Raw genomic sequence first — 21,958 nt, forward strand, 5'->3', positions numbered from 1 at the left:
AAGCAGGTAAAACGTAAACTAGTTTTTATTGCTCACGCCCCTCACCTAGCGATGGAGGATTATGCCGGTCCTGCTTTCCCTGTTCTTCGTGGGCGCGCTCTGCGCACCGGCTCTTATGGCGCGAGGGCGCGGCGGGTTTGCGGTGCTGGCGATTATCCCGGGGGCGGCTTTCGCCTGGCTTCTCACTCTCATTCCTCGCACGCTTCGCGGCGACTACTATGAAGCGGGAATCACCTGGGTGCCTCAGCTAGGCATGAATCTCGACATCCGCATCGACGTCCTTTCCCTTCTTCTCGCCCTCATCGCCTCGGGGGTGGGAAGCGTGGTGCTCTTCTATTCCTGGCGCTACTTCAGCCCGGAGGCCTCATATCTGGGGCGTTTCGGCGCGATCTTCCTCGCCTTCGCCGGCGCCATGATGGGCCTAGTAACAACCGACAACACCGTTGCGCTCTACATCTATTGGGAACTTACAACCATTTGTTCCTTCCTGCTCATCGGTCACTATTCGGACCGCGCCTCCTCCCGCCGCGCCGCGGTGCAGGCCCTGATCGTTACCACTTTTGGCGGCCTGGCGATGCTGGCCGGCATCGCGATTTTCGGCGAAATGGAGGGCGGCTCATATTCACTCCACCAGCTTGTCAACGCCGCGCACGCCGGCACTCTGAGCCCCGGTAACCCGGCGCTCCTCGCGGCCGGAATCGCGCTACTTCTGGTGGGCGCGTTCTCCAAATCCGCCCTCATCCCCTTCCACTTCTGGCTCCCCGCCGCGATGGCGGCGCCCACCCCGGTCTCCGCATATCTGCACGCCGCAGCCATGGTGAAAGCCGGTGTCTACCTGGTGGCGCGCCTGGCGCCCGGTTTCTCCGACGAGCCAATCTGGCACTGTATGGTCGTGGTGGCCGGGTGCTACACGCTCCTCCTGGGCGGTTACCGCGCCCTGAAGCAGACTGACATCAAACTGGTGATCGCCTTCGGCACGGTCTCTCAGCTCGGCCTCATCATCTTGTTCGTGGGCTACGGCCACCCCACTATGCTCCTCGCCGGCATGATGCTTTTGCTGGCGCATTCGCTCTTCAAATCTGCCCTCTTCCTTTCGGTCGGAATCGTGGACGTGTGCACCGGCACCCGCGACCTGCGCGAGCTTTCCGGAGTGGGCAGGCAGATGCCGAAGGTGGCTTTCTTCGCCGGCCTTGCCGATCTATCCATGATGGGAATTCCGCCTTTCGCCGCCTTCGTCGCTAAAGAAGGGGCCCTCGGGCATCTGTGGGGCGGCACCTTGGAAGACGTCATTGTCATGATCGTGATCGCGGTGGGTTCCGCCCTCACCGTGGCCTACGGCTTGCGGTTCTGGTGGGGTGCATTTATGTCTAAGCCGCTGGTCGGCGCCGACGTCTCCGGCACGGGAGAGCGCGCAGGTCAGCGCCCGCCCACCGAGGTTCGTCCCGCCTCCCACATTATGGTCTGGCCGGTGGCGATCCTGGCGACGCTCGGTCTTATCGCTGGCCTCGCCACTCCGCTGGTGAATTCCTTCCTCGCCTGCCACGTGGCCCAATTCTCCAGCGAGTTCCACGACCTCCACCTCTGGGCCGGCTTCGGCGGTCCGTTCTTCCTTACCCTCGGCATCATCGCCGCCGGCGTCGCAATCTTCGCGCTCCGCGCCCCCTGGAAGCGCCTCACCGAGCAATTCCGCTTCCCGCTGGCGATGGAGGAGATCTACCATCGCATTATTTCCGGGCTGGAGCACCTTTCCGCCTACGTCACCTCGCGCACCCAAACGGGTTCGCTGCCCGGTTACGTTCAGACGATTTTCTGGACCCTGGTTGCCGCGTTGGTGGCGGCGCTGGTCTTTGAGCCGCCTATCGCCCCGCCGGGCGTGCGTGCCTGGGATGGTTGGGTGCAGGCGCTAGTCGCCGTCGTCGGCTGCATTGGCGCGCTCCTCGCCGCCCGCGCGCGCCACCGCGTCAAAGCGGTGATCCTCATGGGTATCGCGGGCTACTCGGTGGCTCTCACCTACGAGCTATACGGCGCCCCTGACCTAGCTCTCACCCAGGTGCTTTCCGAAACCCTCACCCTCGTGGTCTTCGTTTTGGTGATGCGCCGCCTCCCTATTTACTTCTCTTCCCGACGCCGCCGCGTGGTGCAGATGAAACGCATTGTGCTGGCCGTGGTGGTGGGCGTGGTTTTCGCGGGAATCGCGATGCTCGCGGCCGGGGCGCGCGTCCACGTGCCGGTCTCGGAGAACTTCGCCTCCGAGGGCTTCAGCTTCGGCTACGGCCGCAACATTGTGAACGTGACCTTGGTGGACATCCGCGCCTGGGACACCATGGGTGAGATCTCGGTGATCGTAGCGGCGGCGGTGGGAATCGCCTCGCTGCTCTTTATTCGCGATCGCGCCGGCGGCACCGACCGCTTGCGAAATATCCTCGGTTCCTCCGAGGCGCGCCGCCAGCGCCGCGAGCGCATTAGTCAGGATGCCGCGCGCTATATGGCACGCGCGATTCAACGCGAAGAACACGAGCAAACCCGCGGGCGCGGGCGAGCCTGGCTCGCCTCCACGCACCGCCCCGGTGTGCAGAGCCGCCCGATTATGTTGCAGATCGGCACCCGCGTGGTGTTCCACTCGATCATCATGGTCTCCCTCTTCTTCTTGTTCTCGGGCCACAATTTGCCGGGTGGCGGCTTCGCGGGCGGCCTCCTGGCCGGCATTGCGCTGGTGCTACGCTACCTGGCCGGTGGCCGCTTCGAGCTCGGCGCAACCCTGCCCGTCCTCCCCGCGCACCTCACCGGTTTTGGCCTGGCCCTCGCCACTCTGGCGGCGCTGGCCCCCACCGCCCTGGGCGGCACGCCGCTACAGACCGCGCGCATAGACGTGGCGCTTCCGATCTTCGGAGACGTTCACTTCACCACCGCGCTCGTTTTCGACACCGGCGTTTACCTGGTGGTGCTCGGCCTGGTTCACGAGATCCTGCGCTCCCTGGGCGGGGAAATTGATCGCCACGGCGAGCGAGAGAAAGGCCTGCTGGTGCCCGAACCGGAGCTCGTCCCCTCGCAAGATTCCCGCTTGGCTTTGCGCGAGGAGATGGAATCGCACGATGCCGCGCGCGAGCGCGCCGGGGGAGAAGAAGAACGCGAACGCATTCGCGAGCGCGATGCGCAACGCGAGGTGGCGGCCGCCAGCTCCGGGGGCGGCACGGCTGTTCCCGCGTCATTGGCAATGGGCCCCATGGGCCAGCCGGCGCCGAGCCATCGCAACCAGAACGGAGGTACCCAGCATGACTAGTTCCCTCGCACTCGTCATCATGTGCGGCATTTTTGTTGCCGTGGGCGTTTACCTGATTCTGGAACGCTCGCTTACCCGCGTGGTCCTCGGCATTTCCTGCCTGGGCAACGGCGTCAATATCATCTTCCTCATCGCCGGCGGCCGCGCCGGTAACCCGCCCTTCGTGGAGCAATCCGAGCCGGACACCTGGTCCGACCCACTGGTGATGGCCATGATGCTCACGTCCATCGTCATTACCCTGGCCACAACCGGATTTCTCTGCGCCATGGCCTACCGCACCTGGCAGTTGCGTGACGACGACGAAGTTCGCGACGACGTCGAAGATCGCACCATCGCGATTCGCCGCGAGCTCATGGGAGCCGGAGATCGCTCCGAGGCCGGTACGGATCTGGCGCAAACCTCCGAGGAGTTTCGCGATGAAACCGAAGGATCCGAGCGATTCTTCCGCGCCTCGCCCGGGCCGGTGCGCCGCTGGGTGCGCCGCCGCGGAGTCACCTCGAATCCGGACGCTACTCGCGGAGTGGAGGGACGCCGATGAACATAGCGCTCCTCCTTCCCTTCCCCATCGTCTTGCCGCTTTTCGCGGCCGGCGTGCTCCTGGTGCTCGGGCGCCGGCGTAGCGCCCAGGCGTGGACGGCCGTGGCGATTATGTCAGTCGTCCTCGCGGCGGCCATCACCCTCCTTATCGGCTCGCTTGACGGCCCGGTGGTGCTCGACGTCGGAAACTGGGCCGCCCCGGTGGGAATCTCCCTGGTGGCGGACCGCCTCTCTACCATCATGCTCGTCACCTCGGTGGCGGTGACGCTTCTGGTTCTCATTTACTCCATTTTCCAAGGGGTGGCCGACGGCGAACAGGGTGCCCCCACGGCCGTGTATTACCCAGCCTTTATGATCCTCTCGGCGGGCGTCTCCGATGCCTTCCTCACCGGGGATATGTTCAATATGTACGTGGGCTTCGAAATTCTGCTCACCGCATCCTTCGTGCTCCTCACCATGGGCGGCACCTCCGAGCGCATGCGTTCCGGCTCTGTATACGTGATCGTGTCCCTGGTTTCCTCCATGATTTTCCTGGCCGCACTCGGCATGACGTACGCCGCCGTCGGCACGGTGAACATGGCTGATCTGGCGCAGAAATTGCCGGCTATTGATCCCGGGATGCGGCTGATCTTGCAGATTATGTTCCTCGTGGCCTTCGGCCTGAAGGCGGCGATTTTCCCGCTTTCGGCCTGGCTCCCGGATTCCTACCCAACGGCGTCGGGCCCGGTCACCGCGGTATTCGCGGGCCTCCTCACGAAGGTGGGTGTGTACGCCATCATCCGCACGCAGTTCCTGCTCTTCCCGGATGGGCGGCTGGACGGCATCCTGGCGTTCTTCGCGATTATCACCATGCTGGTGGGAATCCTTGGCGCCATCGCGCAGGAGAACGCCAAGCGTCTGCTCTCCTTCACCTTGGTCTCGCATATCGGGTATCTGATCTGGGGCGTTTCCATCGGCTCGGAGGCCGGGCTTTCCTCCACCATGTTCTACGCCATCCACCACATCGTGGTACAGACGGCGCTGTTCCTGGTGGTGGGCCTGATTGGGTGGGTAGCAGGCACCACCTCGTTGATTAAGCTCGGCTCGATTATGAAGGCCGCGCCAATCGTGGCGATCCTCTACTTCCTTCCCGCGATCTCGCTGGGCGGCATCCCGCCTTTCTCCGGCTTCCTAGGAAAGGTGGGCCTCATCGAGGCCTCCGCGGCGAAAGGCACCGCGCTGGACTACTGCCTGATCGCGGCCGGCCTGGTGACCTCCCTGCTCACGCTTTACGCGGTGATCCGGGTGTGGAATATGGCTTTCTGGCAGGAGGCTCCGGACGAACTTCCGGACCGCTCCTACCCGAGCGGAATGGTCACGAGCGCCAGTGGGCTCATTGTGCTCATGCTCGGCATTACGATTTTCGCCGCGCCCATTCGTAGTTTTACCGACGGCGCCGCCCGCGAGCTGATTGAGCACAAACCCTATATTCACGCGGTTTTGCCGGATCTTGAGCGTGGCTCGGGAATTTCGCCCGACGTGGCCGAACAAGCGCCCGTGCCCACGCCGGAGCCGGGTGCCACCCCGTCGGTCAAATTCCCCTTCGGGGAAGCCCCGACCCCGCAGGAGGTGCGCACCTCGGATCCCTCGCAAACCCAGGTGCCGTCGCGTTCTCCGCGAGAGCCCGAGGGTGTGCCGAGCGGATCGGCAACCCCCAGCGAGTACGTCACCACGCCCGCGGCTGGCGCTTCTAGCTCGGCCGCCGGCGCTGTGCCTGGCGGTTCTGCCGGCGCTTCCAGCTCAGCGGCCGGCGCGGCTAGCGCCTTTGCCGGCTCCCCGTGGGCGAGCGGCGGCGTCGTCGACCCGCAACCGCAGTTCGTAACGGAAGGAGAGGGCCGATGAGCCGCGCATCTGAAGCCGTCCGGGTCGCCACTCGGCGCGGGACCCGGTTCCCGAAAGCATCCCTGGGCCTCCTGCTCTGGCTCACCATCGTGTGGGTCTTGCTGTGGGGCGAAGTGAGCGCCGGCAACGTGGTGACCGGCTTCTGCCTGGCCTTGCTGGTCACCGAAGTCGCCCCCTTCCCGCTCACCGCCACCGACTCGCGCTTCCGCCCCGCCGCCCTCGTGCGCCTGATCGCGGTGTTCTTCAAGGACCTCGTGGTGGCCTCCACCCAGATGGCGTTCTTCATCCTGCGCGGCAAAACCCCGCGCGGCGCGGTGATCCGCGTGCAGCTCCGCTCGCACTCGGACCTTTACCTCTTTATCACCGCTTGCATGTCCACCCTGGTTCCCGGCTCCCTGGTGATCGACACCGACGCCGCCTCCGGCACGCTATACATTCACGTGTTTGACGTGGAACTGTCCGGCGGTGTTTCCGCGGCTCACGAGTCGGTTTTGGAACTGGAGGAGCGAGTGTTGCGCGCCCTGGCATCCGGCCTGGAGCTAGTGGAGGCCGGCTTTGTTCCGGGTTCCTCGCCCAAGGCCGGGCGCCTGCCCACCCCGTTCGCCCCCGACTCATCGGAGGACGCAGCATGAGCATATTTTCAGTAGTGATCGGGGTATGCGCGGTGATGCTCGGAATCTCCGCGGTGCTGGTGATCGTGCGCATTCAGAAGGGTCCGACGGCTCTGGACCGCATCAATTCCCTCGACGTAATCGCCTCCATCATGATGGGCGCGATCGCCTTGCTGGCAGCGGTCACCCGCCGCGCCGATTTGCTCGCCGTATTCGTGGTGGTGGCCGTGGTCGGCTTCCTGGGGTCTGTGACCGTGGCGCGATTTACCCGGCCGATCGACCCAATCGATCCGCGCGAGTTGCGTAAAGCTGAAGCCGCGGCCGCGGCGGACAGCGCCGAGGACGGCCCCGAGGAAGAGGACGCCGCCCCGGCTCATAACCCGGACGTTGCGGGTGCCGGGGACGACGGCGAAGATGACGAGCTCGATGATGACGTGGCGCCCGGCACGGGCGTGGATGTAGCTAGCGCCGGCGCGGATGGCGCGGATGCAATCAGCGCGGCGGGTGCGGCCGAGCGCGGCGCGAGCGGCGTCGTCGACGATAATTCCGCGAAAGTTGAGGAGGGCAGATAATGGCACTGTTCTGGGATATTTTGGGCGCCTCGCTTCTGCTCGCCGGGTGCACCCTCACCTTTATCGCTTCGATCGGCATTTTCCGCTACGAGGACATGATGGCGCGGCTCCATATTTCCACCAAGCCGCAGGTGCTCTCGTTGATTGTGTGCCTCCTCGGCGCCATGTGCTTCGTGCGCGAAGTCTCGGTCACCTGGACGCTGATCCTGGTGATCCTGTTCCAGCTCATGACCTCGCCGATTTCGGCCCACATGCTCTCCCGCAATGGGTATCGGACCGGCCGGGTCGATTCGGACGAGCTGCTGGTGGACGAATTGCGGGAGGATTTGCGCTTCGGGGAAGCGGACAAGGCCTAGCTACGGCGTCGTGCGGAAAACTCCGCGCGAACACGGTAGCTTTAACTGCGTGAGGCGCGGCCCGGCTGGCGGTGCGCCGCGCGAATGATCGAATGACGGAGGACATTGTGGATATTGGATGGAAGATCGTGAGCGCCGGCGTGGGCCTCGCGGCGGGCGTGGTTGCGAACAAAATTGTGGATGTGACCTGGGAGGCCGTCTCGGGGAAGGACATCCCGGACGTCGAGGATCTGGATACGCCCCTGGTCGACGCCATGATTTTCTCCGTGGTTTCCGCGGGTGTGGCGGCGCTTGTTTCCCAGCTTTTCCAGCGCAAGGCCGCTCAGTGGTACGGCCCGGCGAAGGGCACGGTGGACGCCTCCGTCAGCGCTTAGAGCTGGGCGGGCTGGCGCTCGGTTCTCTACGCGATTAGCGCTGGGCGGGTGCCGTTCCGCGTGTGCAACGCGAGCGGAACGCTCGCGAGTGGCGCGCTCTTGGAGGCGGCAAAAGGTTGCGGTGCCGGCTTGGCTCGCGGGATTGTTTCCTGATTTGGACGCGGTCATTGGCCGGCTGCGTGACGCTTCGGTCGCCGAGCTCAATAATGGCGATTTACAGCGGGCGATCTCGTATTTCATGGTGCGTCAAAATGCGCTTCGCGGAATTGGAACCTCGTGGCTAGGGGAAGTTGAATCGCGCAATAGGGCGCGGCGGCTCGCAGAGGAGCGGGCGCGAAAGGTTGCGGCGCGCGCGGGAAGGTTTCGGGCATGACAGCGGAGCGAGGCATCGCTAACGCGAGCCCGGCATGACCGCGAAGCCAGGCATCGCTACCGCGAGTTGGCCAGTGCGTCGCAATGCGCGACGAGAGAAGCTAAGCTGGAGGGACAAAACGACAGGGGAGCGCAGTAGCGCTGAGAGTGCGATTCTCGCAGACCCTCGAACCTGATCCGGGTTATGCCGGCGAAGGGAGTCGAGATCTCTCCCTCAATTGCATCGTTTGGGGCGGGCGTAGACGCGGCGCCACCAACGTAGATTGGGGCCCTCCGGTAAATAACTCGGAGGAAAAGGAAGATGAAAACTAACAACTCGGGTGTAGCCAAAGCTTTGCGTGCAGTTGGCGCCCTTCTATCCGCCGGACTTCTGGCGCTGGCCGGCTGTTCAAATAGCGCTCAGTCGGGCAAAACCGCGGACGCATCGGGTACTGGAGCTAGCGCTAGTGCCAACGCCAGCGCGGGCGTCGTCACCGTAATGACGCACGATTCCTTCAACGTCCCGCAAGAGCTCATCAAGAAATTTGAAGACCAAACGGGCTACAAAGTCGTCACCACCGCGCCCGGCGACGCGGGAACGGTGGTGAACCAGCTCGTCCTCGCGAACGGAAAGCCCGGCGCGGACGCGGTCTACGGTATCGACACCTTCAGCGCCTATCAGGCCCTCGACAAGAACACGCTCGTTGACTACTCCTCGCCCGCCCTCCCCGAAGGTGCGCAGGCGCTGGACGGCAAGCTCACCCCGATCGATCACGGGGAAGTTTGCGTCAATTACGACACCGCCTGGTTTGAAGCGCAAAATATGCCGGTGCCCACCAGCTTCTCCGACCTGTCCCGCCCGGAATACGCCAAGCTTTTGGTGACCACCAACCCCGCCAGCTCCTCGCCCGGCCTCGCTTTTCTCGCCTCGACGATTTACGTGACAGGGGAAAACGGCTTCGGCGATTACTGGAAGGCGCTCCTGGACGGCGGCACGCTGGTCGATGAGAGCTGGTCGGACGCCTACTACAGTGACTTCACCGGCACCGAAGGTAGCGGAAAATACCCGCTCGTGGTCTCCTACGCCAGCTCGCCCGCAGAAGAAAAGGGCGCGACCGGGGTCGTGGACACCACCTGCATCCGCCAGACCGAGTACGCGGGCGTGCTCCGCGGCGCGGCGAACCCTGAGGGCGCGCAGAAGTTCATCGATTTCATGCTCTCCGAGGAGTTCCAGCAGGCGATCCCCGCGAATATGTACATGTACCCCGTCGCGGACGTTCCGCTGCCGGAAAACTGGGAGCAGTACGCGCCGCCGGTAGCCAACCCCATCGAAATGGATCCGAAGGAGTTCGGCCAAAACCGCGAAGAGTGGATCAAGCAGTGGCGTGAGGTTGCCGGGCGGTGACTCGGCGCTGGCGCACCGCTACTCTCCTCGCCGCGGCGCTAGTTCCGCTCGCGTTTCTCCTGATTTTCTTCGTCTGGCCCGTGGCGGCCATGCTCGCCAAAGGCATCGGTGCAGGCGAAGCGCTGACGCGGGTTCTTGCTAGCGCGCGCACCTGGAACGTCCTCTGGCACACGGTGTGGATGGCCGGCGCCGGCACCGCGCTCTCGGTTTTGCTCGGCGTGCCCGGCGCATACGTGCTCTACCGCCTGCGTTTCCCGGGCCGCCGCGCCGTCCGTGCCCTCTCGGTGGTCCCCTTCGTGCTTCCCACGGTGGTAGTGGGCGTGGCCTTCCGCGCCCTGCTCGGCGACGCGGGCCCGTACGGTTTCCTCGGAATCGACAAAACCTCCTGGGCCGTGGTCCTCGCGATGGCGTTCTTCAACTACGCCGTCGTCACCCGCACCGTCGGTTCCCTGTGGGAGGGCCTCCCCCTGCACGACGACGCCGCTCGCACCCTCGGTGCATCGCCCGCGCGAGCGTTCTTCACGGTCACGCTACCCGAGCTCGCGCCGGCGATTGTCTCCAGCGCGGCGATCGTTTTCCTGTTTTGTTCCACCGCCTACGCGCTGGTGCGAACGCTGGGAACGCCGGGCTTCGGCACTCTGGAAACCGAGATCTACACCCAAACCAACACCTTCCTTGATCTGGAAGCGGCGGCGATCTACTCCGCCCTGCAGTTGCTCGTGGTGCTTTGCGCGGTGGCGGCGGCCGGATATTTCCGTAGTCGGGCGCCCCTCGCGATTGCGCGGCGGCCGCTACGCCGGCCAACGCGCGGAGCGATTCCGGCCTTGGTGGTGACGGGAGCGACGGCGGTTTTCCTCATCGCCGCGCCGATTGCGAGCCTGGCGATCAATTCGCTTCGCCGCGGCGGGCAGTGGACGCTCGATAATTATCGCGAGCTGGCACGATCCACGGCAGGCGGAACTACCGCGCTTGACGCGCTGGGGAACTCGCTTTGGGCCGCGGCTTTGGCCACGGTGGTGTCCGTCGGTGCAGGGGTGATCCTGGCGGTGGTGCTCTCGCGGCGAGTATTTTCCCGCCCGGGGAAACTCGCACAGGCCGGCTTGGAGGGGCTGTCTTTGATGCCGCTGGGGATTTCCGCGGTGACGCTCGGTTTCGGAACATTTATTACGTTGCGCCTGACGCTGGAAAATACGCAGATCCTCGTGCCCGCGGTACAGGCGGTGGTGGCGCTTCCGCTGGTCACCCGCGCGATGCTTCCGGTGCTCCGTTCGATAAATCCGCGGTTGCGCGAGGCCAGCGCCACCCTCGGCGCCGGGCCGTGGCGGACGCTCCTCAACGTGGACGGGCGCATGGCTCTGCGCTCGCTCGGCGTGGCAATCGGATTCGGTTTTGCGGTGGCGCTAGGGGAATTTGGGGCGACCTCTTTCCTCGCCGCCGGGCAAAACCAGACCCTCCCGCTCCTCATTGAGCGGCTAATTAATCGCCCGGGCGCTGGGAACTACGGCATGGCGATGGCCGCGTCGACCGTGCTTGGCGTGGTGACGGGCGGGATTATGGCGCTGTGCGATTCGTTGGGCGGCGCAACGCCGGGCGTTGCGCTGGCTACGCGGCCTAGCCACGCGCGGAGTGCACCACGCGCCAGCGCCGAGCGGAGCGCTCCGCTCGGCAGCGCTACAGCGAAGGAAAGGCAAAGCGATGATCGAGCTTCGTGACTTTTGGGTGCGCTACCCGGATGGATATGACGCGGTGCGCGGGGTGGAACTCGCGGTTGAAAGCGGGCAGATACTGGCGCTACTGGGCGCCTCTGGATCGGGCAAGTCCAGCCTGCTTCGCGGGATTGCGGGACTGGAGAAGACTCGCGGAATGGTCGCGATTGACGGCGAGGATATTTCCGTGGTGCCGACTCATAAGCGCGGGGTCGGGATGGTGTTTCAGGACGGCCAGCTGTTTCCAACCCGTAGCGTGGGCGCGAATATAGCCTACGGGATCGAGCGCAAAATGCCGCGGCATCGGGTGCGCGGCGAGGTGGAGCGCTGGCTGGACATCATGGGGCTCGCTGGCCTAGCGGACCGCGCGATCACCACGCTCTCGGGTGGGCAGGCGCAACGCGTGGCGCTGGCGCGCTCCATGGCGCCTGGCCCGCGCGCGCTACTTTTGGACGAGCCGCTCTCCGCGCTCGATACCGACCTACGCCGCGAACTCTCTGGGTTTATCCGCGACCGTCTCACCGAATCTGGGACCACGGCGATTTACGTCACACACAATGAGGAGGAAGCCGAGGCAGTGGGCGATAAAGTGCTGCGAATGGCTGACGGGAGGCTGTGGGCCTAAAGCCCCGGGGTAGTAGAATTGCGGCCATGGCCCAAGAAATCTCTTCCAAGGACGTGGAGCGGTGGGCACAGCGTGCCGTCGAGCACTGCACGCAGATCCGCCAAACCGCCGGCTTGCTGGACTCTGTTTCGGCGCCGAGTTACGCGTCCGAGTTGCGCGGCGAATTCCGCGTTGGGCTACCCCTGGGTAACAGGGCTTTCGTCAACGATGACCTCACCGAATGGGTGTGGCTCGCCGAGGGAAAGAAGCTCTCCATCCGCGACGCGCGCGTGAGCGAGCAGGCGCCGGGCTGGATGGAGCTCTTACGCGAGGCCACTGGCGGGAGCGAAGTGAACGTCTCGACCTTCACCGGCTCGGTAGCCGCCGATCCGCTCGTGGCGGCGGCAGATTCGCGCCTCGTTTCGGTAGAGCTTGTGGCCACGCTACCCTCGCTCGCGGTGGTGCCGGACGGCACTCCGGACGTCACCCTGCGCAATATGACGAGCCGCGAACTGCGCGAATTCCTGGACATCACCTCCGGCGAGCTCGCCGAGCAGCAGCGCGGCACGCATCCGGGCAAAAGCTTCGAAGAGTTACAAGACCGCGCCTTGAAGCGCGCACTTCGTCAACTTCCCGACGGCGTCTCTACCCCCGGCCACGAGCTGTACTCGATCGTGATGAACGGCCGCAACGCCGGCGGACTGTGGGCCCAGCCAGATGGCCCGCGCGTACGCGTGTGGAGCCTGGTGGTCTACGAAGAATTCCGCGGGCGTAGCTACTCGCGCGCGGCGCTGGCGCAAGTAGCATCGGCAATGAGCTTCCGCGGAGTGCGCTTTATGTCAGTTCCGCTCGCGGCTCCCAACACTCATGCTCGGAGCATCTTCGAATCGGTGGGATTCACCCTGGCGCGCCAGAATTTTAAGGCGAGCTTCTAGCGCCGCGCGAGTCCGCTTTGCGCGCGCCGCTAACTCGCTTTGCTCGCGCGGCGCGAGCTCACATAGCTGGCGCCGGCGCGAAGTTACCTTTCTGGCGCGGCGCTAAATCACCCCGAGCGTTACCGGCCGGCTGGGCGGCGGGAACTCCAGATTGAGCCGGCCGAGTTGCTCGGCGTTTAGGCTAATCTCCGCGGCTGCCACATTCTCGCGCATATGGTCAGGATTCCCGGTGCGGGGAATGGAGATCACGCGCGGCTGGGCGAGCGTCCAGGCGATCAGGATTTGCATGGGCGTAGCACCAATTTCGGTGGCGATCTCTTCGACCACCGGATTGGTGGTGAGCCGCGATTCTTTTTGCCCGGTCGGAGCGTAGGCCATAATCGCCATGTCTTCCTGGACACAAGCAGGAATTACTGCCCACTCCGCCTCTCGGGCCCCGAGGTTATAGAGCACCTGGTTGGTGACGCAGGCTTGCGCAGCCGGTATGTCCAGGAGCTCGGCAACGTCGTCGTCGTCGAAATTCGAGACGCCCCACGCGGCAATTTTCCCCGCCACGCGCGCATCCTCCAGAGCTTCGACGGTTTCCTCCAGCGGTACCCCGCCGCGCCAGTGATACAGGTAGAGGTCCAGGTAATCGGTGCCGAGCCGCTCCAGCGACGCGTCTAGCGCGCGGGGAAGGCTGCTCGAATCGGCGTTGCTGGGCAGAACTTTCGAGACGAGATAGAGATCCTCGCGCCGGAAAGGCAAAATCGCCTCGCTTACCAGATCCTCGCTCCGCCCTGAACCGTACATTTCTGCCGTGTCGATGAGCGTCGCGCCGGCCTCGATGCCGATGCGGAGCGCCTCGATTTCGCGTTCGCGGGTGGCCGCGCTATCGCCGAGGAACCACGTCCCCAGGCCGAGCGTGGGAACTTCCGCGCCGTTCTTGAGCTTTAGAGTTTTCACCGCAACCTCCTTGGGCTTTCGCCTGGCTAACCGACGTACCCGCGCGCGTACCTGAGCGAATTGACGTCGCACCGGCATTCGGTAGCGATCGAGATGCCGGAGGCTAGCTTTCCTTCGGCGCGAAGCTCAAGCAGACGCGGTACCACGCGGTCGCGCAGGCTCCATGGGTCGATCGTATTGACGTAAATCTTGGTGCCGCCTTCGAATCCGGCCAGTGTGGATACCCGCCATTTCAGGAGTACACGCCAGGGGCAGGGCACATCCATATCAATGGACTTTGCGTACCACTCCTCATTGGAGGGGATATCGGGGCCGGTGGCCGCGTGCATGGCATGCACGAGGTCAGACATATCCCGGAACTCGGATTCGGTCAGATCGAAGGGTTGGTTCTCCTCGCTACGCGACCAAATCTCGAGTGTGGGGTAGCGATGCCCGTAGCCAGCGTACGCAACCGCGTGCTCGTTCTCCGCAATCACTAGATTCTGGTAACCGGCGTAGTCCGGGCCCCACTCATTGAAGAAGTTGGGGTTTTCGCGGATTCGCGGGATCTCGTACTGCTGGTTCACCGAGCGCGAGTCGATGGAAACTAGCTGCTTGTGCAGATGGGAGAAAGAGGCTCCCGCGGGTTTGAGCCAGTTTTGGAACACCTGCACGTACTTCACGTAGCGGTTTTGCTCGTAAAGGCGCTGCATCGAGTCCGCGGTGAGCTTCATGTAGGCGTAGTGCTGTTCGGGCGTCATGGTCCCGGAGCTAAAGCGCTGTGAACGATCGGTTGCGCCGGGCATGTAGTGGTCATGCGCCACGATCAGATCATGACCGCCGCCAAAGAACGGTTCGGCTAGCTCGAGCTTTTCCCGCTCATCGAGCTCGTTCCAGGTGCTTTCCTCCATGTGGGACGCCAGCGACTTCTGCCGTTGCACCGATAGCACATGCGCCCGGCCTGCCGGATCCGCTACGTAACGCTCCATATGGTCACGGCTACTCGACGGCATCGCGTAACCGTAATTCTGTGTCCAGTAGGAGTAGGGCACGATTTCGAAGAGGTTCGGAATCCGGCGGAACTCCCACGGATCGGCCAGATTGTCCACCGGCGAATCGTAGGTGATATGCGCGCGGTTATCGATTCGCGCTTTCTCCGGCGGGGTCTCGAGAACGCGATCCGCGCAAAATGCGCAGTGCTTGCCCTCTTCGCTCTGGATCGGCCCCGACTCGTTGGCGTCGGTTTTTATTGGCCGATTAGCGCGCCCGGGAACTGTCCATACCTGGGTGCCGGAAAACGGGTTGCGTTGCTTGATGGTTCCGTCCGAAAGTTTGGTGATCGGTGTCGGAGTGTCAAAGTGCTGAACCATGTTTTTAGCCTAGCGCCGTCGTCCGCCTCTTAATACGTCTGGATACCCGCGCTCGCGAGCGCCGAATATGCCTGGTTGACGAACGCCGAGCGAATCTGGATCTCGTAGCTATTGGCCCGGGTGGTGCGAACCGAGGCGAAATCGCGCCGTCCGCCCTGCATGCCCTGGCCTACGGCAGCCAAAATCGCGCCCAGCACGGCGCCCACAATTGCGCCCATGAGGAGCGCCTTCCAAGCGAAGACGGGCATGAAAAGCACCCAGAACAGGCCAATGAAAATACCCCAAAGGGCGCCGTTGAGCGCGCCAATTCCAGCGGCCTTGCCGGTGGTCATGCGGCCCGTGACCTGCTCCACCGATTCGAGGTTCACACCTACTATGCGCGCATTCTGGATGGGGAAGCCGGCGTCGGAAAGGGTGTCCACAATGTGTTCCGCTTCCGCGTAGCTTTCGACCTCCGTAATGGACTGGTAATCGTGATCGGAGGGGTTCGCTTTGAAATCTCTTGCGTTTTGACTCATAAACGAAACTGTAGGGGACATTTCCGACATGATTTCGCCGGTTGCGCGAAGAGCTGATTGGCCTGAGCTAGGGTAACGGCGTGAGGCTTCCGCGTGAAATTTGGGTACTGGTGAGTGCCGCGTTCTTTGTTGCCATTGGCTATGGCATCGTGGCGCCGGTTCTGCCCGCTTATGCGAAAAGCTTCGGGGTATCGGTTACCGCTGCCAATGCGGTGGTCTCGATTTTTGCTTTCTTCCGACTCTTGGGTGCGGCCGGGGCGGGGCCCGCGAGCACTCGATTCGGTGAACGAAAAGCGTATATCGCGGGAATCCTCATCGTGGCGGCCTCGTCTCTGGCCTCCGCTTTTGCTCCGAGCTACTGGGTGCTTATGCTGGTCCGCGGCTTGGGTGGGCTTGGTTCGGTGCTCTTCTCCGTGGCCGCCTTGGCACTTATTATTCGCTACGCACCAACCGGCGCTCGCGGGCGAGCATCGGCCGCGTATTCCGGCGCATTTCTGATTGGCGGAATTATCGGGCCCGCTCTTGGTGCATTCCTTGCACCGCTGGGAATGCGGGCGCCATTCATTATCTATGCCGGAACGTTACTCATCGCCGCCGGCGTGGTGGCGTGGGAGACGCGGCATATTCACCGGACCGCGCCGGGCGCTAATGGTGCACCGGGCGCTAGTGGTGCGGGCCGCGAAAGTGGTGCCCCGGGCGAAAGCGGCAAGTGCGGCGCTGGTTCCGCGCCGCGCGGCAGAATAACCCTGCGCGAAGCTTTCCATTCTGGCAACTACCTGCGCTGTTGTTATACGCAGTTTGTGCAAGGCTGGACGAATATCGGTGTCCGGTCCTCGCTGGTACCGCTATTCGCGGCTTCTATCGCGGGCGCGCCGAAGTGGTTGTCGGCGGTTATCCTGGCGGTTTTCGCCGTGGGTAACGGCCTAGCCCTCATGAACTCCGGGCGGATTTCCGACCGGGTGGGACGCCCGCCGGGATTGCTTTTCGGCCTGTGTTGCTCGGGAGCGTTTACCCTCTTCATGGGCTGGGTGCCGTGGACAGCACTGATTGTTCTAGCGGTTCTAGCCGGTTTCGGTTCGGGCTTCGTGCAGCCGAATAATCAGGGCGCAATAGCCGATATTGTCGGTGCTCGAAATGGTGGAAACGTCTTGGCAGCGTTCCAGGCCTGCGGTGATTTAGGGCAGATTCTGGGACCGATTATCGCCGGGCTGATCACCGATGCCGCAGGCTATGCGCCGGCGTTCTTCATTTCTGGTGTGCTGGTGCTCTCCGCCGCGCCGCTATGGATCCGCGGATCTCGCCGCCGCTGAGCGCTTCGCCCCGCCGCTGAACGTCTAGGTTTTGCCGGGTCCCGCGGCGCGAGAGAACCCAGCGGCGAATTGACCCCCTCCTGCACGAGCCAACGCGTGGCGAGGCGAATCCTCCCTGCTGCTAGACCTCAGTACGAGCGCGCCTCCACGCGGTACCGCAGAGCGACCCCCGTGATTTGGGCTTTTGCAACGCTATCTTGATGCGCAAGTCGACTACCGCTCGATGTACAACCCGACTACCGCCGCTTCGCTTCACTTTGTTGCAGTCATAGGTGCACGTCCCCGCAGATAAGTGCACGCATAACCACCGCAAAGTGAAGTGCCTGATCGGAGACCGGGGTAGCCTTAGTTGTGGCGTGGTTTACAAAGCCGCGAAAACGGGCGTCAGGTTGCGCGCGGCGCGTCTGAGCGCCGCGCATCGGGCCGAGCGCGTCGAGCGGCGCACGTTAAGCCGCGCGTATCGGGCTGAGCGCGTCGAGCGGCGCGCCATCGGAGTCGCGGAAAGCTATCCAGCGGAGGAAAAAACATGAATATCCCAAGCAACGTAGGGATTCTGGGTGTCGGAGTTATCGGCCAGTCTTGGGCGCGGCTATTTGCTGAAGCCGGTTCGCGTGTGGTGGTTTTCGACCCCCGCCCGGATATTGCCGAAGTTGCGGAAAAATTTGCCGCGCAAACCGGCCACCAGCTAGAAATTGCCGCAGACCTCGCGGAGCTAGCGCAGGGTGCTGAGCTGATTCAGGAAAACGGCCCGGAGCGCGTGGACTGGAAGCAAGAAACCTTCGCTGAGCTGGGCGAAATTACCGGGGATGGAGTAATACTTGCGTCTTCATCGTCTGCTATTCCCGCTTCGGTAATTGCGAAGAATGTGGATGATGCGGTGGCGGCTCGGATTATTATTGGGCACCCCTTTAATCCTCCACACGAGATTCCGCTGGTCGAAGTTGTGGGCGGCGAGCGCACCTCCGCTCAGACAGTCGCTCGCGCCATGGAGATCTACGCCGCGTATGGGAAAACCCCGATCCAGCTAAAGAAGGAAATTCCAGGTTTTGCGGGGAACCGTCTGCAGTGGGCGATCATCCGCGAGATGATCTATCTGGTGCAGGAAGGTGTCATTGATGCGCCGGATTTGGACACGCTGATTGAGGCGTCACTCGGAATTCGCTGGGCGTCGGTAGGGCCGTTTAAGGCCTTCCACCTGGGTGGCGGCGACGGCGGTCTGCAGCACATTATGGATCACATTCTCTCCACTTTCGAAGAGTCTGTGATTCTGGGGAAGCCGGATATGTCTCCCGAGGCTACCAAAGTGCTATGCGACCAGGTCAACGCCGCCTACGGTCTACCCGCGCGGCCGGAAATTGCGGCTCATCGCGACCGCGTACAGGAGGGGATTATCGAGCTCCAGCGCGGCGAGTAGGCGCGCGGCGAGCGCGGGCGAGCGGCGGCCAGGACACGAAATGCGAGCAGCCTGGCCGCGCCCGCCCGCCAAGGCTCGGCCCCGCGCTTCCTCGCCTATCCCTCTCTTGCCAGGTCGGCAGCGCCAATAATTCCCGCGTCGTTGCCCAGGGTGGCTAGCCGCACCGGGGGAGCGGGCCGGAAATCCGAGACCGGAAGAACGTCCGGCAGTTTTTCCACTACCGGATCGAGCAGGATATTGCCTGCCTCAGAAACGCCGCCGGCCAGCACCACCATTTCCGGATCGAGAAGGGTGACGAGGTCCGCGATCCCCACCGCGGTGTAGTGCGCGACGGTATCAAAAATGCCCAGCGCCATAGCGTCGCCGTCGTGCGCCGCCTGCGTGACCGCCAGCCCGGTGGCCTCGCCGTTTCCGTACGCCAGGATTGCGGCGCCGCCGCGCGGGTCGGCCGTCGTGCGCTCCACGGCGTAGCGGGTGAGCGCGGTGCCCGAGGCGAGCGCCTCCCAGCAACCGCGCGAGCCGCAACCGCAGAGCGGGCCGTCGGGGATCACGTTGAGGTGGCCGAACTCGCCCCCGAATCCGCCGCGCCCGCGCACCAGGTGGCCGCCGGTGATAATGCCGCCGCCCACGCCGGTGCCGATGGTGACGACGGCGGCTGACTGCGTGTGAGCCGCGGCGCCGAACCGGTACTCGCCCCAAGCCGCTGCGTTGGCGTCATTTTCGACGACGACGTTCACTCCGGCCAGCTCGGAGACGCGTTGCCCGAGCGGCTCATTGCGCCAGGAAAGGTTTGGGGCGAAAAGCACGGTGGAGCGGTCGGAGGAAACATAGCCGGCAGCGCCGATTCCCACGCTGGTGACGCCCGCGCCGGCGAGGTCGCGCACCGCGTTGGCGATGGTTTCCGCGATCGCCTCGACGTCGGTTGCGGGCGTGCTGTAGCGCACGCGCTCCACAATTTCTCCAGTTTCATCAACTACGCCAGCGGCGATTTTGGTGCCGCCTACATCCACACCGATGCTCAAACTCATGTCCCTATCTTAGGGGGAAATGGCGAAATCTCGCGCCCCTTGGCGGGGAATCTGCGTGCCCGAAGCCGTGACCTACGTTACAACGGAATTTTCGGGAATAAAGCTCCCGGGGCGAAAGTTGAGTTAGGTGGACTCAAGAAAAAGAGAGTCGGCTGGACACAAGTTCGGACGATGGAACAGACTTGAGGATGAATCAGTGGCCGCCTCGGCGGTTGAAAGCGTAAGCGCTGCGGCGCAGGAAGTGGCGCCCGCGGGCGCGGGAAAAGGAGATTAACATGGCACGAGCAGTTGGTATCGATCTGGGAACCACGAACTCGGTTGTGGCGGTGCTGGAGGGCGGAGAGCCCACGGTAATTGCTAACGCGGAAGGTTCGCGCACCACTCCGTCCGTCGTCGGTTTTTCGAAGAACGGCGATGTTCTGGTGGGCGAGGTTGCCAAGCGTCAGGCGGTGACGAACGTTGATCGTACGATTTCCTCGGTCAAGCGTCACATGGGTGAGGACTGGAAGGTCTCCATCGACGGTAAGGATTACAACCCGCAGCAGATTTCGGCGTTTGTTTTGCAGAAGCTGAAGAAGGATGCGGAGGCTTACCTGGGCGAGGAAGTAAAGGATGCCGTTATTACGGTTCCGGCGTACTTCAATGACGCCCAGCGCCAGGCCACCAAGGATGCCGGCACGATTGCCGGTCTGAACGTGACTCGTATTGTTAATGAGCCGACGGCGGCTGCCCTCGCCTACGGACTCGAGAAGGGTAAGGAAGACGAGACGATTCTGGTCTTCGACCTGGGCGGCGGTACTTTCGACGTGTCGTTGCTGGAAGTGGGCAAGGATGAGGATGATTTCTCCTTCATCCAGGTCAAGGCGACCAGCGGCGATAACAAGCTGGGCGGCGACGACTGGGATAACCGCATTGTTGAATGGTTGGTTGGCCAGGTTAAGGCCGGCTCGGGCGTAGACGTCTCGGGAGATAAGATCGCCATGCAGCGCCTGCGCGAAGCGGCGGAGAAGGCGAAGATTGAGCTGTCGGCGGCGACGAGCACGCAGATCACCCTGCCCTACCTGTCGATGACGGAAGCCGGACCGGTGAATGTGGACGAGTCGCTTTCGCGCGCCAAGTTCGAGGATATGACGAAGGATCTCCTCGAGCGCACCAAGGCACCGTTCAAGAATGTGATTCGCGATGCCGGGATTTCGGTGAGCGATATCGACCACGTGGTGCTGGTTGGCGGGTCTACCCGTATGCCGGCGGTGACCGAAGTGGTCAAGGAGCTCACCGGTGGCAAGGAGCCTAATAAGGGCGTCAACCCGGACGAAGTGGTGGCCGTTGGCGCGGCTCTGCAGGCCGGCGTTATTACCGGTGATCGCAAGGACGTGCTCCTGATTGACGTTACCCCGCTTTCCCTCGGTATCGAGACCAAGGGTGGCATTATGACCAAGCTGATCGAGCGCAATACCGCGATCCCGACCAAGCATTCGGAGACCTTCTCCACGGCTGAGGACAACCAGCCTTCGGTATCGATCCAGGTGTTCCAGGGCGAGCGCGAGTTTACCCGCGATAACAAGCCTCTTGGCACCTTCGATCTGACCGGCATTGCCCCCGCCCCGCGCGGAATTCCGCAGATCGAGGTCACCTTCGACATCGACGCAAACGGCATCGTGCACGTTTCGGCTCGCGACAAGGGTACGAACAAGGAGCAGTCGATGACGATCACCGGCGGTTCGAAGCTGTCCGATGAGGAAATTGATCGCATGGTCAAGGACGCCGAGGCTCACGCCGCTGACGATAAGAAGGCCAAGGAAGAAGCCGACGTTCGCAACCAGGCTGAGCAGGCGGTTTACTCGGTGCAGTCGCTGATCAAGGACAACAAGGACAAGCTCTCTGACGCGACCGTGACCGAGGTGCAGGCGGCCGCCGACAAGGTGACCGAAGCTCTCAAGGGTAGCGATATCGAAGCGGTGAAGTCAGCTCTGACCGAGCTCAATGAGTCCTCGCAGAAGCTGGGCCAGGAAATTTACCAGCAGGCGCAGGCCGCTCAGGCCGATGCTGGCCAGGCCGGCGCGGCCGCTTCCGAATCTTCTGATGACGACGTCGTTGATGCCGAGGTCGTGGACGATGAGGAGGGTAATAAGTGAGCGAAGAAGAAGTAAATCGGAGCGACGAGGCCAGCGCCGACGCGAGCGCCGCGGCCAGCGCCCCGGGCAATGCGGATAGCGAGGCGAGCACCGCGACCGCGGACAGCGCCAGCAACGCGGACAGCGCAAGCGCGGCCAGCGAAGCCGAGCAGGAAATTGCTGATGACCCGCTCGAGGGAGCGATGAATGCGATTTCCGATCTTGAGGATCAGCTCAAGCGGGCGCAGGCATCGCTCTACAACACCGAGCAGGAATACAACAATTACGTCAAGCGCACAAAGACGGAGTTCCAGCGCCACCGCGATAATGGCGTGCTCAAGGTAGTGGAGGCTCTGCTGCCGGTGCTCGATGACGTCGAGTTGGCTCGCAGCCATGACGATCTAGACGGCGGGGCAACCAGCCTAATCGCTGAAAAATTCGAGAAGACGCTGTTCTCCAACTTTGGAGTCTCGCGCTACGGCGCCGTCGGCGATCCGTTTGATCCGGAAGTTCATGAGGCGCTTATGCATGAGACCTCCGCGGACGTGGAAACCGAGCAGGTCAAGGCGCTGATCCAGCCGGGTTACAAACTCGGGGACAGGGTCATTCGCCCGGCGCGCGTCGCGGTTGTCTCACCGGAATAAGGCGGGACGTACGCACGAGCATCG

At 63.3% G+C, this 21,958-nt stretch carries 20 protein-coding genes and 1 riboswitch; of the genes, 16 read left to right on the forward strand and 4 right to left on the reverse strand.

Annotated elements, in window-relative coordinates; all coding sequences use genetic code 11:
* Positions 1-61 precede the first annotated feature (61 nt).
* The 12 genes from BN2664_RS07950 to BN2664_RS08005 all read left to right on the forward strand — a co-directional run bounded on the left by BN2664_RS07950 (position 62) and on the right by BN2664_RS08005 (position 12,612).
* Positions 62-3,280, forward strand: a complete 3,219-nt coding sequence (locus tag BN2664_RS07950; protein WP_007000722.1) for a Na+/H+ antiporter subunit A — start codon at positions 62-64, stop codon at positions 3,278-3,280.
* The gene (locus BN2664_RS07955) at positions 3,273-3,818 is read left to right on the forward strand and encodes a Na(+)/H(+) antiporter subunit C (RefSeq protein WP_007000721.1); all 546 of its coding nucleotides are present in this window, start codon (positions 3,273-3,275) and stop codon (positions 3,816-3,818) included. Before BN2664_RS07950 ends, BN2664_RS07955 begins: the two co-directional genes overlap by 8 nt.
* On the forward strand, positions 3,815-5,698 hold the full coding sequence (locus BN2664_RS07960) for a Na+/H+ antiporter subunit D (RefSeq protein WP_007000720.1): 1,884 nt from the start codon (positions 3,815-3,817) through the stop codon (positions 5,696-5,698). The genes BN2664_RS07955 and BN2664_RS07960 overlap by 4 nt, the downstream gene beginning before the upstream one ends.
* On the forward strand, positions 5,695-6,330 hold the full coding sequence (locus BN2664_RS07965) for a Na+/H+ antiporter subunit E (RefSeq protein ID WP_007000719.1): 636 nt from the start codon (positions 5,695-5,697) through the stop codon (positions 6,328-6,330). The genes BN2664_RS07960 and BN2664_RS07965 overlap by 4 nt, the downstream gene beginning before the upstream one ends.
* Entirely contained in the window at positions 6,327-6,881 is a 555-nt protein-coding gene (locus tag BN2664_RS07970; RefSeq protein WP_007000718.1) for an MrpF/PhaF family protein, read from the forward strand. Before BN2664_RS07965 ends, BN2664_RS07970 begins: the two co-directional genes overlap by 4 nt.
* Positions 6,881-7,237, forward strand: coding sequence for a monovalent cation/H(+) antiporter subunit G (mnhG, locus tag BN2664_RS07975; RefSeq protein WP_007000717.1), 357 nt, complete (start codon positions 6,881-6,883; stop codon positions 7,235-7,237). Before BN2664_RS07970 ends, mnhG begins: the two co-directional genes overlap by 1 nt.
* A 92-nt stretch (positions 7,238-7,329) precedes the next feature.
* Positions 7,330-7,611, forward strand: a complete 282-nt coding sequence (locus tag BN2664_RS07980) for a DUF4235 domain-containing protein (RefSeq protein WP_231723464.1) — start codon at positions 7,330-7,332, stop codon at positions 7,609-7,611.
* A 121-nt stretch (positions 7,612-7,732) separates the two neighbouring features.
* Positions 7,733-7,984 carry a hypothetical protein gene (locus BN2664_RS09305; RefSeq protein ID WP_155856450.1) on the forward strand — a complete coding sequence of 84 codons (252 nt, stop codon included), beginning with the start codon at positions 7,733-7,735 and terminating at the stop codon, positions 7,982-7,984.
* Between the two features lie 113 nt (positions 7,985-8,097).
* A riboswitch (TPP riboswitch) is annotated at positions 8,098-8,199 on the forward strand.
* Positions 8,200-8,284: 85 nt separating this feature from the next.
* A complete protein-coding gene (locus tag BN2664_RS07990) occupies positions 8,285-9,367 on the forward strand; it encodes a thiamine ABC transporter substrate-binding protein (protein ID WP_007000715.1) in 1,083 nt (360 codons plus the stop codon).
* On the forward strand, positions 9,364-11,079 hold the full coding sequence (locus tag BN2664_RS07995) for an ABC transporter permease (RefSeq protein WP_007000714.1): 1,716 nt from the start codon (positions 9,364-9,366) through the stop codon (positions 11,077-11,079). The genes BN2664_RS07990 and BN2664_RS07995 overlap by 4 nt, the downstream gene beginning before the upstream one ends.
* Entirely contained in the window at positions 11,063-11,698 is a 636-nt protein-coding gene (locus tag BN2664_RS08000) for an ABC transporter ATP-binding protein (RefSeq protein ID WP_007000713.1), read from the forward strand. Before BN2664_RS07995 ends, BN2664_RS08000 begins: the two co-directional genes overlap by 17 nt.
* Before the next feature lie 26 nt (positions 11,699-11,724).
* A complete protein-coding gene (locus BN2664_RS08005) occupies positions 11,725-12,612 on the forward strand; it encodes a GNAT family N-acetyltransferase (RefSeq protein WP_007000712.1) in 888 nt (295 codons plus the stop codon).
* Between the two features lie 102 nt (positions 12,613-12,714).
* On the opposite strand, the gene BN2664_RS08010 is transcribed toward BN2664_RS08005, so the two are convergent.
* Genes BN2664_RS08010 through BN2664_RS08020 form a run of 3 tightly spaced genes read right to left on the reverse strand, consistent with a single transcriptional unit; the run spans position 12,715 to position 15,424 of the window.
* Positions 12,715-13,557 (reverse strand): aldo/keto reductase, encoded by an 843-nt coding sequence (locus tag BN2664_RS08010; protein WP_007000711.1) that lies wholly within the window; start codon positions 13,555-13,557, stop codon positions 12,715-12,717.
* 26 nt (positions 13,558-13,583) lie between these two features.
* A complete protein-coding gene (locus BN2664_RS08015) occupies positions 13,584-14,906 on the reverse strand; it encodes a DUF4921 family protein (RefSeq protein ID WP_007000710.1) in 1,323 nt (440 codons plus the stop codon).
* Positions 14,907-14,935: 29 nt separating this feature from the next.
* Positions 14,936-15,424 carry a general stress protein gene (locus tag BN2664_RS08020; protein ID WP_155856449.1) on the reverse strand — a complete coding sequence of 163 codons (489 nt, stop codon included), beginning with the start codon at positions 15,422-15,424 and terminating at the stop codon, positions 14,936-14,938.
* A gap of 80 nt (positions 15,425-15,504) precedes the next feature.
* Between BN2664_RS08020 and BN2664_RS08025 the strand changes: the two genes are divergently transcribed.
* Together BN2664_RS08025 and BN2664_RS08030 are read left to right on the forward strand one after the other, a co-directional pair.
* On the forward strand, positions 15,505-16,734 hold the full coding sequence (locus BN2664_RS08025) for an MFS transporter (RefSeq protein WP_007000708.1): 1,230 nt from the start codon (positions 15,505-15,507) through the stop codon (positions 16,732-16,734).
* A 526-nt stretch (positions 16,735-17,260) separates the two neighbouring features.
* A complete protein-coding gene (locus tag BN2664_RS08030; protein WP_007000707.1) occupies positions 17,261-18,148 on the forward strand; it encodes a 3-hydroxyacyl-CoA dehydrogenase NAD-binding domain-containing protein in 888 nt (295 codons plus the stop codon).
* Between the two features lie 95 nt (positions 18,149-18,243).
* On the opposite strand, the gene BN2664_RS08035 is transcribed toward BN2664_RS08030, so the two are convergent.
* Positions 18,244-19,176, reverse strand: a complete 933-nt coding sequence (locus BN2664_RS08035) for an ROK family glucokinase (RefSeq protein ID WP_007000706.1) — start codon at positions 19,174-19,176, stop codon at positions 18,244-18,246.
* Positions 19,177-19,451: 275 nt separating this feature from the next.
* On the opposite strand from BN2664_RS08035, the gene dnaK reads away from it, so the two are divergent.
* The gene (dnaK, locus tag BN2664_RS08040; RefSeq protein ID WP_007000705.1) at positions 19,452-21,311 is read left to right on the forward strand and encodes a molecular chaperone DnaK; all 1,860 of its coding nucleotides are present in this window, start codon (positions 19,452-19,454) and stop codon (positions 21,309-21,311) included.
* The gene (locus BN2664_RS08045; protein ID WP_007000704.1) at positions 21,308-21,934 is read left to right on the forward strand and encodes a nucleotide exchange factor GrpE; all 627 of its coding nucleotides are present in this window, start codon (positions 21,308-21,310) and stop codon (positions 21,932-21,934) included. The genes dnaK and BN2664_RS08045 overlap by 4 nt, the downstream gene beginning before the upstream one ends.
* The last annotated feature ends 24 nt before the right edge of the window (positions 21,935-21,958 follow it).

Source organism: Actinobaculum massiliense (assembly GCF_001457435.1).
GTDB lineage: Bacteria > Actinomycetota > Actinomycetes > Actinomycetales > Actinomycetaceae > Actinobaculum > Actinobaculum massiliense.